Source organism: Bradyrhizobium sp. Arg816, from assembly GCF_029989365.1.
Lineage (GTDB): Bacteria > Pseudomonadota > Alphaproteobacteria > Rhizobiales > Xanthobacteraceae > Bradyrhizobium.
This window is the reverse complement of sequence record NZ_JAPRAQ010000008.1, coordinates 232516-245414: the sequence shown is the minus strand read 5'-3', so window position 1 is coordinate 245414 and position 12899 is coordinate 232516. Positions and strand designations below refer to the sequence as shown.

Sequence of the window (12899 nt, the reverse complement as noted above, 5' to 3'; positions counted from 1 at the left end):
ATTCCATGACCTCCGAACGCTACAACGCCCGCGATGCCGAACCGCGCTGGCAAGCCGCCTGGGACCAGCAGGCGATCTTCGTCTCCAAGAACGACGACTCGCGGCCGAAATACTACGTGCTGGAGATGTTCCCCTACCCGTCCGGGCGCATCCATATCGGCCATGTCCGCAACTACACGCTCGGCGACGTGCTGGCCCGCTTCATGCGCGCCAAGGGGTTCAACGTCCTGCACCCGATGGGCTGGGACGCGTTCGGCCTGCCGGCCGAGAACGCCGCCATCGAGCGCAAGGTCGCGCCGAAGGCATGGACCTACGACAACATCGCCGCGATGAAGAAGCAGCTCCGCTCGATCGGGCTGTCGCTGGACTGGTCACGCGAATTCGCGACCTGCGACCCCAGCTACTACACGCATCAGCAGAAGATGTTTTTGGACATGCTCGCCGCCGGCCTCGCCGAGCGTGAGAAGCGCAAGCTCAACTGGGATCCGGTCGACATGACCGTGCTCGCCAACGAGCAGGTGATCGACGGCCGCGGCTGGCGCTCGGGTGCCGTTGTCGAACAACGGGAAATGAGCCAGTGGGTCTTCAAGATCACGAAGTACTCGCAGGAGCTGCTGTCGGCGCTGGATGGGCTCGACCGTTGGCCCGACAAGGTACGGCTGATGCAGCGCAACTGGATCGGCCGCTCCGAGGGCCTGCTGGTCCGCTTCGCGCTGGATCAGGCGACGACGCGCGCCGGCGAGAGCGAGCTGAAGATCTTTACGACGCGCCCGGACACCCTGTTTGGCGCCAAATTCATGGCGATCTCGTCAGATCATCCGCTGGCTCAGGCAGCCGCCGCGAAGAACCCGAGGCTTGCCCAGTTCATCGCCGACATCAAGAAGATCGGCACCGCGCAGGAGATCATCGACACCGCGGAAAAGCAGGGTTTTGACACCGGCATCCGCGCGGTGCACCCGTTCGATCCGAGCTGGAAGCTGCCGGTCTATGTCGCGAACTTCGTGCTGATGGAATACGGCACGGGCGCGATCTTCGGCTGCCCCGCGCACGACCAGCGCGACCTCGACTTCGTCAACAAGTACAATCTCGGCAACACGCCGGTGGTGTGCCCCGAGGGCCAGGACCCGAAGACATTCGTCATCACCGATACCGCCTATGACGGTGACGGCCGCATGATCAATTCGCGCTTCCTCGACGGCATGACCATCGAGCAAGCCAAGGACGAGGTCGCAAAGCGGCTGGAAGGCGAGCTGCGCGGCAATGCGCCGGTTGGCGAGCGTCAGGTCAATTTCCGCCTGCGCGACTGGGGTATTTCACGGCAGCGCTATTGGGGCTGCCCGATTCCGGTCATCCATTGTCCTAAGTGCGATGTGGTGCCGGTGCCGGACGCCGACCTGCCGGTAACGCTGCCTGATGACGCGACCTTCGACAGACCGGGCAACGCGCTCGACCATCACCCGACCTGGAAGCACGTCACCTGCCCCAAATGCGGTGGCAAGGCTAGCCGCGAAACCGACACCATGGACACCTTCGTGGATTCGTCCTGGTATTTTGCGCGGTTCACCGATCCCTGGAACGAGAACGCGCCGACGACGCCAGCTGTCGCCAACCGGATGCTGCCGGTCGACCAGTATATCGGAGGCGTCGAGCACGCGATCCTGCATCTGCTCTACAGCCGCTTCTTCACCCGCGCGATGAAGGCGACCGGTCACATCGCGCTGGACGAGCCGTTCGCCGGCATGTTCACGCAGGGCATGGTGGTGCACGAGACCTATCAGAAGGCCGACGGCACCTATGTGCAGCCGGCCGAGGTGAAGATCGAGGTCGGCGGCAATGGCCGGCGCGCGACGCTGCTGACGTCAGGCGAAGACATCCAGATCGGTCCGATCGAGAAGATGTCGAAGTCGAAGAAGAACACGGTCGACCCCGACGACATCATCGAGACCTACGGCGCCGACGTCGCCCGCTGGTTCATGCTGTCGGACTCCCCGCCCGACCGCGACGTGATCTGGAGCGACGAGCGCGTCCAGGGTGCCTCGCGCTTCGTGCAGCGGCTGTGGCGGCTGGTGAACGATGCAGTGGAGCTCGGCCAGGCCGCGCCGGCAGATCGTCCGGGCTCGTTCGGCCCGGATGCGACCGCCTTGCGCAAGGCCGCCCACGGCGCGCTGGACAAGGTCACCACCGGCATCGAGCGGCTGCACTTCAATGTCTGCCTCGCCCATATCCGCGAATTCGCCAATGCGTTTTCGGAGGTGCTCCAGCGCCCCGGCCAGCCCACACCTGACCTCGCCTGGGCGGTCCGGGAGGCCAGCCAGATCCTGGTTCAGCTGTTCTCCCCGATGATGCCGCATCTGGCCGAGGAGTGTTGGCAGGTTCTGGGCCATAGCGGGCTGGTTTCCGAAGCCGATTGGCCCCAAATCGAACGCGATTTACTGGTTGAAGACAGCGTGACCCTGGTGGTCCAGGTCAATGGCAAGAAGCGGGGTGAGGTCACAGTTGCAACAGCGGCCCAGAATCCGGAAATCGAGGCTGCCGTTTTGGCCCTCGATGCGGTAAAGCTGGCCCTGGACGGCAAGCCCGTCCGCAAGGTGATCATCGTCCCCAAGAGGATCGTGAATGTTGTCGGCTAGGATCCGCATCGCAGCCCGCTTGCTGGCGGTCGCCGCATTGGCGGCGCTGACGGCTGGCTGCTTCCAGCCGATGTACGCCGAGCGTACCGACGGCACCCCGGGCCTGCGCGAGAAGCTGATGGGGGTCGACCTTCCGCCGATCAACAAGGCCAATGCCTCCCGCGAGGCCCGTGTCGGCGTCGAGGTCCGCAACGCCCTGGCCTTCAAGCTCTACGGCACGGCCACGGGCATGCCGCCGACCCATCGCCTGGAAATTCGCTTCGCGAGCAGCAAATCGTCGCTGATCGTCGATCCCAATACCGGCCTGCCGAACAGTGAAAACTACGGCATCGACGCCCAGTACAATTTGATCGAGGTCGTCAGCGGCAAGTCGGTCATGACCGGCACGACGTTCGCGCGCGTGTCCTATGACATGCCCGGCTCCTACCAGCGCTTTGCCCGCAACCGGGCCCTGCGCGATGCCGAGGATCGTGCCGCCAACGAGATCGCCGAGAACATCAACACTCGCCTCGCCTCGTTCTTCATCGCCGGCACTTAAGTCATCCCCGTCATTCCGGAGCGCCCGCAGGGCGGATCCGGAATCCAGAGATTATTGATCGAGATTTCCGGGTTCGCGCTTCGCGCCCGCCGGAATGACAATTGGGCCCGATGGTCGCGCTGCGCGGAAAAGAGATCGACGCCTTCCTCGCCCGTCCCGACGGGGGCCGACCGATCATCCTGCTCTACGGTCCCGATGCCGGCCTCGTGCGCGAGCGCGCCGATGCACTGATTGCCTCAGCCGTCGACGACCCCAACGATCCCTTCTCGCTGGTCAAGCTCGACGGCGACGAACTCTCCGCCGAGCCGTCGCGGCTCGTCGATGAAGCCATGACGGTGCCGTTGTTCGGCGGCCGCCGCGCCATCCGTGTCCGTGCCGGCTCGCGCAGCTTTGCCAGCGGTATCGATACGCTGGCGGAGATGGGCGTGAAGGATTGCCGCATCGTGATCGAGGCCGGCGAGCTGCGCCCGGAATCGCCGCTGCGCAAAGCCTGCGAGCGCGCCAAGACGGCCGTGGCGATCGGCTGCTATCCCGACACCGAGCGCGACCTTGCCAAGCTGATGGACGACGAGCTCCGCATCGCCAATTTGCGCATCGCGCAGGATGCCCGCGCGGCGCTGATGTCATTCCTCGGCGGCGACCGCCAGGCCTCGCGCAATGAGCTGCGCAAGCTGACGCTCTATGCCCATGGCAAAGGCGAGATCACGCTGGATGACGTGATGTCCGTCGTTGCCGATGCGTCCGAGCTGAAACTCGATCCCATCGTCGACGGCGCCTTCGCCGGCCGGCCCGACATCGTCGAGACCGAATTTGCAAAGGCTATGATCGCCGGCACCTATCCCGGCGTGATCATCTCCGCCGCGCAGCGCCAGGCCGCGTGGCTGCACAAATCTGCGCTCGCGATCGCCGACGGCCAGCCTGCCTCCGCCGTGCTCGAGGGCGGCTATCCGCGCCTGCATTTTTCGCGAAAGCCCGCGGTGGAAACGGCGCTGCGCAATTTCAGCGTGGCGCGGCTCGCCGCAATCATCGAGCAGCTCGCGACCGCAGCGCTCGACACCCGCAAGCAATCGACGCTAGCCGCCGCCATCGCCCAGCGCACGCTGATGGCCATCGCCGCGAATGCGAAGCGGCGCGGCTGAGGCACCGCTCTCTCCCCGTCATTGCGAGCGAGTCCCTCTCCCCTCGTCATTGCGAGGAGCGCAAGCGACGAAGCAATCCAGAGTCCCTCCGCGGAAAGATCCTGGATTGCTTCGCTTGCAATGACGTGTGGAGAGAGTTGCGCGCCGCAATGACGGTGATAATTCCTCATCCTGAGGAGCGCGCCTTGCGCGCGTCTCGAAGGATGAAGGCCCGGGCCCTCGCCCTTCGAGACGCCGCTTCGCGGCTCCTCAGGGTGAGGGAGACAGACTGTGAATGACGTCTACAGCGCGCCCTTCGCAAGCCGCTTCATCACCTCGTCGAGCTGATCGAGGTTGCGGTAGTTGATCTGGACGGAGCCGCCGGGGTCGCGGTGATTGACCGTGACCTTGAGGCCGAGCGCATCGCTGACGCGCTTTTCGAGATCGATCGTGTCGGGGTCTTTTTCCTTGCCCCCGGTGCTGCGCGCCTTCTGCGGCTTGCGCTCCGGCACACCCTCTTCATGCGCGAGCGCCTCGGCCTGGCGGACGTTGAGGCCTTCCGCGACAATGCGCCTGGCTGATGCGAGCGGATCGGGCACGCCGATCAGCGCGCGGGCGTGGCCGGCGGTCAGCTCGCCGCTCGTGATCAAGGCCTGCACTTCGGCCGGCAGTTTCGTCAGCCGCATCATGTTGGCGATATGGCTGCGGCTCTTGCCCACGACCTTTGCGATGTCGTCCTGGCTGCGTTTGAACTCGTTGGCGAGCGCGTGATAGCCCAGTGCCTCTTCCATCGGGTTGAGGTCTTCGCGCTGCACGTTCTCGACGATCGCGAACTCCAGCGCATCGCTGTCGCTGATGTCGACCGGGACGATCGGCACTTCATGCAGGCCGGCCATTTGCGATGCGCGCCAGCGCCGTTCGCCGGCGATGATCTCGAAGCGATCCTGCGCGCCCTTCACCGGACGCACGACGATCGGCTGGATCACGCCGTGCTGCCTGATCGAATCCGAGAGCTCCTTGAGCTCCGTTTCCGAAAAGGCGCGGCGCGGGTTGCGCGGATTGGGCTTGATGAATTCGATCGGCACCTTGCGCTGCGCGCGCGGACGATCGACATGCTGAGCCTCGCCGCCGACATCACCGATCAGACTCGCAAGACCCCGACCCAGTCGCGAACGCGCTTCGTCGGCCATCGCCAGCTCCCTTGGATTCACGGTGCAACACTCCAGAACTGAATTTCGAATCGTAGGGTGGGCAAAGCGAAGCGTGCCCACCAGTTTGCGCGGAAGATGGTGGCACGGCGAAGACGCCTTTGCCCACCCTACGGCAGTGTCAATGCGTGGTGCGCAGCTCGCGCTCGCGCTGGATCACTTCGGTGGCGAGCCGCAGATACGCTTCGCTGCCGACGCATTTGAGATCGTAGACCAGGACCGGCTTGCCGTAAGACGGCGCTTCCGAGATGCGCACGTTGCGCGGGATCATGGTCTTGTAGACCTTCTCGCCCATGAACTGACGGACGTCGGCGACGACCTGGTTCGAGAGGTTGTTGCGCGAGTCGAACATGGTCAGCACGATGCCGTGGATCGACAGGTTCGGATTGAGCGTCGAGCGCACCTGCTCCACCGTCTGGAGCAATTGCGACAGACCTTCGAGCGCGAAGAACTCGCACTGGAGCGGCACCAGGATCGCATCGGAGGCCGCCATCGCGTTCACCGTGAGCAGGTTGAGCGACGGCGGGCAGTCGATCAGCACATAGGTGTAATCGGCGTCCGGCGAGACATTGTTGTTGAGCGCGCCGATGGCGTCGCGCAGCTTGAAGGCGCGGCCGGGCGTGGTGCCGAGCTCGAGCTCGAGGCCGGAGAGGTCCATGGTCGAGGGTGCGATGTGCAGCCGCGGCACCGCGGTCGACACTAAGGCTTCACGCAGAGGGGCTTCACCGATCAGCACGTCATAGGTCGAGCAGGAGCGATTGCGGCGGTCGATGCCGAGGCCGGTCGAGGCGTTGCCCTGCGGATCGAGATCGACGATCAGGACGCGCTCGCCGATCGCAGCGAGTGCCGTGCCAAGATTGATCGCTGTGGTTGTTTTTCCCACGCCGCCCTTCTGATTCGCCAGCGCGAGAATGCGCGGGTGGCCCTGCGGGACCTCAGCAGCCTGTTCTTGGGTGGCCTGTTCTTCGACGGTCTGTTCTTGCTGCGGTTCGTCAATCACGCTCATCGCAAATTCCCCACTCGACCCCTGAACGCCTTAGCGCCGCTCGACCGACGTCAGCTCGACGATCCAACCGTCGCCGGTACGGCTTTGGTGAAGCTGCGGTCGGATATTCCAATACTTAGCGGCTTCGGTCAATTCAGCCTCTACATCTTGACCCTTCGGAAATAACGCCTTTGCACCCTCGCGCATCAGCGGCTCCGCAAAGCCGATGAGTTGATGTAGCGGAGCCAGCGCACGCGCGGTGACGCAATCGACGGGGCCGGTGATTCTATCCACATTATCCCCGATCTCAGCGAGATGTACGACCCCCGGAGATGTGGTGACGCGGACCGCTTCGCGCAAAAAGGCGGCCTTCTTGGCGATTCGCTCGACGAGGTGGACGCTCGCGCCCGGCGTCCCGGCCATGGCACAGGCAAGGACGATTCCGGGAAAGCCGCCGCCGCTGCCGAGGTCGGCCCAGCGTTTGGCCGAAGGGGCGAGATCGACGAGCTGGAGCGAGTCGGCGATGTGCCGGGTCCAGAGCTGCGGCAGGGTCGAGGGCGCGACCAGATTGGTCTTGGCCTGCCATTCGCGGAGCAGCGCGATATAGCGATCGAGCCGTTCCTCGGTTTCACGTGAAACGGGGGCGAGCCTGAGCGCCGCGAGCTTGTCCGCAGCGATGATCGCGTCCAGCGACCGATCGTTGGCGCTGGCCTTATCAATCTTCGGCTTGATCGGCGTCGGCTCGGATCGGCGACTCGCGCCCTCGCCCGCCGATGGTTTCCCTGATGACGATCTGCCGCCCGGCCCGCGCTGTTTCACGTGAAACGCCTATGCGATCGCCTTTGAGGTCTTCCGTGCCTCGCGCCGGAGATAGGCCGCGAGGATGCCGAGCGCCGCCGGCGTCATACCGTCGATCCGGCCAGCCTGGCCGACGGTGAACGGCCGTGCCTTCTCCAGCTTGGCCCGCACCTCATTGGAAAGACCGGGGACCTGCTGGTAATCGACGTCCGACAGCACCATCCCCTCGTCTCGCCTGAAAGCTTCGACGTCGGCGCTCTGGCGCTCGAGATAGACGTCGTACTTCGCGTCGATCTCCAGATGGGTGGCAATGATCGGGTCGATCGCCGACAGCTCCGGCCAGACGGTCCGGACCTGGCTCCAGCCGATGTCCGGATAGGCCATCAACTCGAACGCCGAACGGCGCTGGCCGTCCCGGTTCAGGGACAGGCCGTGCTTGATCGCCTCGTTCGGCGTGATGGTCAGGGACTTCGACAGCGCCCTGGCCGCATTCAGAGCGTCCATCTTGGCGCGGTGATGCTGCGTCCGGGCACGCCCGACGCATCCGAGCGCAATCCCCTTCTCGGTGAGGCGTTGATCGGCGTTGTCCGCCCTCAGCGTCAGCCGGTACTCGGCGCGCGAGGTGAACATCCGATAGGGTTCGCTGATCCCGCGGGTGACGAGGTCGTCGATCATCACACCGAGATAGCCATCGGCACGGTCGAACACGGTCAGCGCGGCGCCGCTCGCGGCCAAAGCCGCGTTCAGGCCAGCCACAATGCCCTGCCCGGCAGCTTCCTCGTAGCCGGTGGTGCCGTTGATCTGACCGGCCAGGAACAGGCCGCGCAGACGCTTGGTCTGGAGGGTCGGATCGAGCTCGCGGGGATCGACGTGGTCGTACTCGATGGCATAGCCCGGACGGACCATCTTCACCTGCTCCAGGCCAGGAATGCTGGCGAGGATCGCGAGCTGGACCTCCTCCGGCAGCGAGGTCGAGATGCCGTTGGGATAGACGGTGCTATCGTCGAGCCCCTCCGGCTCCAGGAAGATCTGATGGCCGTCGCGGTCGCCAAAGCGGACGATCTTGTCCTCGATCGAGGGACAGTAGCGCGGTCCGGAGCTCTTGATCTGGCCGGAGTACATCGGGGAGCGATGGACGTTCGCGCGGATCACCTCATGGGTCGCTGAGGTCGTCCGGGTGATCCCGCACTGGATCTGCGGGGTCGTGATCCGCTCCGTCATGACCGAGAACGGCTCCGGAGGCTCGTCTCCGGGCTGCATCTCGACCGCGGACCAGTCGATCGTGGTGCCGTCCAGACGCGGCGGAGTCCCGGTCTTGAGCCGTCCAAGGGTGAAGCCGGCGCGCTCGAATGAGCTCGAAAGACCCATCGCCGGGGCTTCGCCGACCCGGCCGGCGGGCCAATTCTTCTCACCAAGATGGATCAGACCCCGGAGGAAGGTGCCGGTGGTGACGACGACAGCCCCTGCCCGAAGCTCCCGAGCGTCGGCCAGACGCAGTCCGATAACCTGCCCATCCGCTACGATCAGCTCGTCCGCCTCGCCCTCGATGACGGAAAGACCTTCGGTGTCCCGGATCGCGGCCTGCATGGCTGCGGCATAGAGCTTCCGGTCGGCCTGAGCCCGGGGACCGCGGACCGCCGGACCCTTGCGGCGGTTGAGAACGCGAAACTGAATGCCGCCGGCATCGCCGACCCGGCCCATCAGGCCATCGAGCGCATCGACCTCGCGGACCAGATGGCCCTTGCCGAGACCGCCAATGGCGGGATTGCAGGACATCGCGCCGACGGTGGAGAAACGGTGCGTCACCAGAGCGGTCGTCGCACCCATCCGGGCGGAAGCGGCCGCGGCTTCACAGCCGGCGTGGCCGCCGCCAATCACGATGACGTCGAAACTCTCTCGCTCTGTTCGCATGGGCGGACTTCTATCGCAGCGGCGGAGAAGCCGGAAGTGGAAACTGGGTGAAGCCGTTGTTTCACGTGAAACGGGGCGGCCAGCGGCAATGCGCATTTTCGCGAAAACAACCCCATGCACAGTAGAAAGAGCATTGAGCGGACTGCTGTTTCACGTGAAACAAGATGGGTCTAACCAGGAGAGAACTCCTGGCGAGATCTCGCACGGCTCTGGACGGGGTAGAGAAGGCACAAGCGATCGGCATGCTCCGTCATTGCGAGCGGAGCGAAGCAATCCAGAATCCCTCTGTGGAGGCAGTCTGGATTGCTTCGTCGCAAGGGCTCCTCGCAATGACGGGATTGGGGGCCGAGTGTCGTTCACAGCCAAGACCGCTTGAGCAGCGAAATCGAAACTCCCGCCCAAATCTGCGGGCCCAGAAGCCGTAATGAGGGCCGCTCGCGTTTCACGTGAAACAGGCCGGAAGCGCCCACCACCTGTTTCAGTGAAACAGCAGGTAGCTCGTAGCCCGGATGGAGGACCGCGAAATCCGGGAAAGGTGTTCCGGCTGGGAGCCCGTCCCCGGATTGCGCTTCGCTTCATCTGGGCTACGAAACTGCACGCGTTCCACGTGAAACGGACCGGAACCCCATCCCGCTGCTGTTTCGCGTGAAACGCAAGAATTGGAGCAAGCGCTAGTTCTACAATGAAGAACTATTCCTACTTTCCGATGCAGAATTTTTGGAAGATGGCCCCGAGGACGTCCTCGACGTCGACCCGACCCAACAGGCGACCCAAGGCATAGGCCGCAGCACGCAGCTCTTCGGCGGCAAGCTCTTCGCCGTCTTCTACAAGCTCCAGGCTCCGGCGCAAGCTGTCTGACGCCCGGCGCAACAGATCTCGCTGGCGGGCCCGGGTCACCAATGCGCCCTCGGTCGTCGCGAAAAACTCGGCGGCGAATTTCACCAGAGCATCGATCAGGTCGGGAACGCCGTCCCCCCGGCTCGCGGAGATCCCGAACTCGCCGCGCCGCCCGACTTCCCCCGCCTCGCCCAGATCGATCTTGTTGCGGACGATCCAGACCGAGCCGCTCGATTGATCATGCCCGGGGCCGGACTTCATCAGCGATTGCATCGTGCCCGGATCGACGGCGCGCCCACCGTCCACCAACCACAGCACGAGGTCGGCATCTTCGGCTCGCGCTCGCGCCCGCCGCACGCCTTCCTGTTCCACGGGATCGTCGGTCTCGCGGATGCCAGCCGTATCGATCACCGTGACCGGGTAGCCATCGAGATCGAGCTGCACCTCGATCACGTCGCGCGTGGTGCCGGCGTGCGGCGAGACGATCGCGACCTCGCGGCGCGCCAGTTGATTCATCAGCGTCGACTTGCCGACATTCGGCTCGCCGGCGATCGCGACGACCAGGCCGTCACGCAGGCGCTCAGAATGTCCCTGTGCCGCAAGGACTTCTGCGATTTCGTCATGCAGCGCTTTGATCGCTTTCACCGCCGGCGCCCTCAGCTCGGCCGGCACATCGCCCTCGTCGGAAAAATCGATGCCGGCCTCGATCAGCGCCGACGCCTCAATGATGCGCTCACGCCAATCGCGCGCGCGATCGCCGAGCAGGCCTTGCAACTGGCGCAGGGCCTGGCGGCGCTGGCGATCGGTATCGGCATGGATGAGATCGTCGAGGCCCTCGGCTTCGGTGAGATCGAGCTTGCCGTTCTCGAAGGCGCGCCGCGTGAACTCGCCGGGCTCGGCTGCGCGTGTATTCGGAATATAAGAAATCGCAGCGAGGAGTGTCGCGAGTACCGCGCGGCCGCCATGGACGTGAAATTCGGCGACGTCCTCGCCGGTCGCGCTGGCCGGCCCCGGAAACCAGAGCACGACCGCGTCGTCGAGCGGCTGGCCCGCGCCATCGCGGAGCAACCGGCGGCTGGCCTGTCTCGGCGCCGGCGGCTTGCCCGCGAGCCTCGTCAGGACCAGGCCGGCCTGCGATCCGGAGACCCGCACCACGGCGATCGCGCTCGGCGCACGGCCGGACGACAGCGCAAAGATGGTCTGGTCTCGCGGATGCATGGCCTATTTGTCCAGCTGGCGGGGAAAAGGCAAACGGCCCGTTCTCGCGATGCCGACGCCCCCTTTTGCCGCGCTCCGGCCCGCAGCAACCGCCATATTGCGCCGCAATATGCGGCGCAGCCCTTTGCTGCAGAAGTAGCCGCGCTCCGGCATCAAATAGTTAGCCAAAGTCGAGCATTACGTAAATATATCAACAACTTCCAGAAATCCCGGCTTTTCCCTGCTTCCATCGTTATGCTGCACTTCTTCCGCAGCAATGCCGCACAAAAGAAAAAGGGCGCCCGAAGGCGCCCTCTGATCTCATGCTGCATCGCACTCAGGTGTTCATCGAGTCGAAGAACTCCGAATTGCTCTTGGTCGAGCGCAACTTGTCGAGCAGGAAGTCGATCGCGTCCATCGTGCCCATCGGGTTGAGGATCCGGCGCAGCACGTACATCTTCTTAAGCACCTGCGTATCGGTGATGAGCTCCTCCTTGCGGGTGCCGGAGCGCGAGATGTCTATCGCCGGGAAGGTGCGCTTGTCCGAGACCTTGCGGTCCAGGATCAGTTCCGAGTTACCGGTGCCCTTGAACTCTTCGAAGATGACTTCGTCCATGCGGCTGCCGGTATCGACCAGCGCGGTCGCGATGATGGTCAGCGAGCCGCCCTCCTCGATGTTGCGGGCAGCACCGAAGAAGCGCTTGGGGCGCTGGAGCGCGTTGGCGTCGACACCGCCGGTCAGCACCTTGCCGGATGACGGCACCACGGTGTTGTAGGCGCGGCCGAGGCGGGTGATCGAATCGAGCAGGATCACGACGTCGCGACCATGCTCGACCAGACGTTTTGCTTTCTCGATCACCATCTCGGCGACCTGGACGTGGCGCACCGCCGGCTCGTCGAAGGTCGACGACACGACCTCGCCCTTCACCGACCGCTGCATGTCCGTGACTTCTTCCGGACGCTCGTCGATCAAAAGCACGATCAGATAGCATTCCGGATGATTGTGCGTGATCGAGTGCGCGATGTTCTGCATCAGCACCGTTTTACCCGTGCGCGGCGGCGCTACGATCAGCGCGCGCTGGCCCTTGCCGATCGGCGCGACGATGTCGATCACCCTTGCAGAAAGGTCTTTCCGGGTCGGATCGTCGATTTCCATGCGGAAACGCTGATTCGGAAACAGCGGCGTGAGGTTGTCGAAATTGACCTTGTGCTTGGCCTTTTCCGGGTCCTCGAAATTGAGTGTGTTGACCTTCAGCAGCGCGAAATAGCGCTCGCCCTCTTTCGGGCTGCGAATGTGGCCTTCGATGGTGTCGCCGGTGCGCAGGCCGAAACGGCGGATCTGCGAGGGCGAAACGTAGATGTCGTCCGGGCCCGGCAGATAATTCGCATCGGGCGAGCGGAGGAAGCCGAAGCCGTCGGAGAGCACCTCGACGACGCCTTCGCCGACGATGTCGGTTTCGGCGAGCGCAAGTTGCTTGAGGATGGCAAATAACAGCTCCTGCTTGCGCATGGTGCTGGCATTCTCGACCCCATTCTCTTCCGCGAACGAGACGAGCTCGGCCGGCGTCTTCGACTTGAGGTCCTGGAGTTTAATTTCCCGCATTGGGGTGGTCCTGTGGGGTAACCTTGGGAGGGGGTGCGAGGAGGCTCGGAAATGCGGACGTGAGAAGGTAAGGT

At 64.3% G+C, this 12899-nt stretch carries 9 protein-coding genes; 3 read left to right on the top strand and 6 right to left on the bottom strand.

Annotation, left to right across the window (positions count from 1 at the left end; genetic code table 11):
- Positions 1–5: 5 nt before the first annotated feature.
- From leuS to holA, 3 genes are all read left to right on the top strand, one after another.
- Positions 6–2630 (top strand): leucine--tRNA ligase, encoded by a 2625-nt coding sequence (gene leuS / locus OWC48_RS21575; protein ID WP_282521753.1) that lies wholly within the window; start codon positions 6–8, stop codon positions 2628–2630.
- Positions 2617–3168: an LPS assembly lipoprotein LptE gene (gene lptE, locus OWC48_RS21570; protein WP_282521752.1), complete on the top strand. Its 552-nt coding sequence runs from the start codon at positions 2617–2619 to the stop codon at positions 3166–3168. Before leuS ends, lptE begins: the two co-directional genes overlap by 14 nt.
- 110 nt (positions 3169–3278) lie before the next feature.
- On the top strand, positions 3279–4307 hold the full coding sequence (holA, locus tag OWC48_RS21565; protein ID WP_071908756.1) for a DNA polymerase III subunit delta: 1029 nt from the start codon (positions 3279–3281) through the stop codon (positions 4305–4307).
- Between the two features lie 281 nt (positions 4308–4588).
- Here the strand turns inward: holA and OWC48_RS21560 are convergent, their stop codons facing one another.
- From OWC48_RS21560 to rho, 6 genes are all read right to left on the bottom strand, one after another.
- A complete protein-coding gene (locus OWC48_RS21560; RefSeq protein ID WP_028150177.1) occupies positions 4589–5476 on the bottom strand; it encodes a ParB/RepB/Spo0J family partition protein in 888 nt (295 codons plus the stop codon).
- A gap of 139 nt (positions 5477–5615) precedes the next feature.
- Positions 5616–6500 carry a ParA family protein gene (locus OWC48_RS21555; protein ID WP_282521751.1) on the bottom strand — a complete coding sequence of 295 codons (885 nt, stop codon included), beginning with the start codon at positions 6498–6500 and terminating at the stop codon, positions 5616–5618.
- Positions 6501–6530: 30 nt separating this feature from the next.
- On the bottom strand, positions 6531–7211 hold the full coding sequence (gene rsmG, locus OWC48_RS21550; RefSeq protein WP_404979812.1) for a 16S rRNA (guanine(527)-N(7))-methyltransferase RsmG: 681 nt from the start codon (positions 7209–7211) through the stop codon (positions 6531–6533).
- 96 nt (positions 7212–7307) lie between these two features.
- Entirely contained in the window at positions 7308–9188 is a 1881-nt protein-coding gene (gene mnmG / locus OWC48_RS21545) for a tRNA uridine-5-carboxymethylaminomethyl(34) synthesis enzyme MnmG (protein ID WP_282521749.1), read from the bottom strand.
- 696 nt (positions 9189–9884) lie between these two features.
- Positions 9885–11243 (bottom strand): tRNA uridine-5-carboxymethylaminomethyl(34) synthesis GTPase MnmE, encoded by a 1359-nt coding sequence (mnmE, locus tag OWC48_RS21540; protein WP_282521748.1) that lies wholly within the window; start codon positions 11241–11243, stop codon positions 9885–9887.
- A 316-nt stretch (positions 11244–11559) separates the two neighbouring features.
- Complete coding sequence (rho, locus tag OWC48_RS21535) at positions 11560–12825, bottom strand: transcription termination factor Rho (protein WP_014490793.1); 1266 nt, start codon at positions 12823–12825, stop codon at positions 11560–11562.
- Positions 12826–12899 lie beyond the last annotated feature (74 nt).